Genomic DNA, 738 nt, shown 5'->3' on the forward strand with positions numbered 1-738 from the left:
TTCAGATCACCTTGGCAACGTTCTTGAGTTTGTCGACCAGCTGGGCGACGTCGGCCACCCGCTCGCCCGCGCTGCGCTTGGGCGGCTCGGCCACTTTCAGCGTCTGCAGCCGCGGCGCCACATCCACGCCCAGCTCTGCGGGCTTGACCGTGTCGAGCGGCTTCTTCTTCGCCTTCATGATGTTGGGCAGCGTCGCGTAGCGCGGCTCGTTCAGCCGCAGGTCGGTGGTGACCACCGCCGGCAGCACGATCGACAGCGTCTCCAGACCGCCGTCGATCTCGCGCGTGACCTGCGCCTTGCCGTCGGCGATCACCAGCTTCGAGGCGAACGTCGCCTGCGCCCAGCCCGCCAGCGCCGCCAGCATCTGCCCGGTCTGGTTGGCGTCGTCGTCGATCGCCTGCTTGCCGCCGATCACCAGCGCCGGCTGCTCACGGTCGGCCACCGCCTTCAGCAGCTTGGCCACCGCCAGCGGCTGCAGCTCGGCATCGGTCTCGACCAGGATCGCGCGGTCCGCGCCGATCGCCAGCGCCGCGCGCAGCGTCTCCTGGCACGCCCCCACCCCGCAGCTCACCGCCACCACCTCGGTGGCCACGCCCGCTTCCTTCAGGCGCACCGCCTCTTCCACCGCAATCTCGTCGAACGGGTTCATGCTCATCTTGACGTTCGCAATATCCACGCCGCTGCCGTCAGCCTTGACGCGAACCTTCACGTTGTAGTCGACAACGCGTTTCACGGGTA

1 protein-coding gene is annotated in these 738 nt (G+C 68.3%); it reads right to left on the reverse strand.

The genetic code is table 11. The features are described 5' to 3' along the window. Position 1: 1 nt before the first annotated feature. On the reverse strand, positions 2–738 hold a 737-nt coding region (locus TBU01S_RS22745; RefSeq protein WP_068639743.1), incomplete at its 5' end, for an electron transfer flavoprotein subunit beta/FixA family protein.

It is taken from the genome of Thauera butanivorans NBRC 103042, assembly GCF_001591165.1.
Classification (GTDB): domain Bacteria; phylum Pseudomonadota; class Gammaproteobacteria; order Burkholderiales; family Rhodocyclaceae; genus Thauera; species Thauera butanivorans.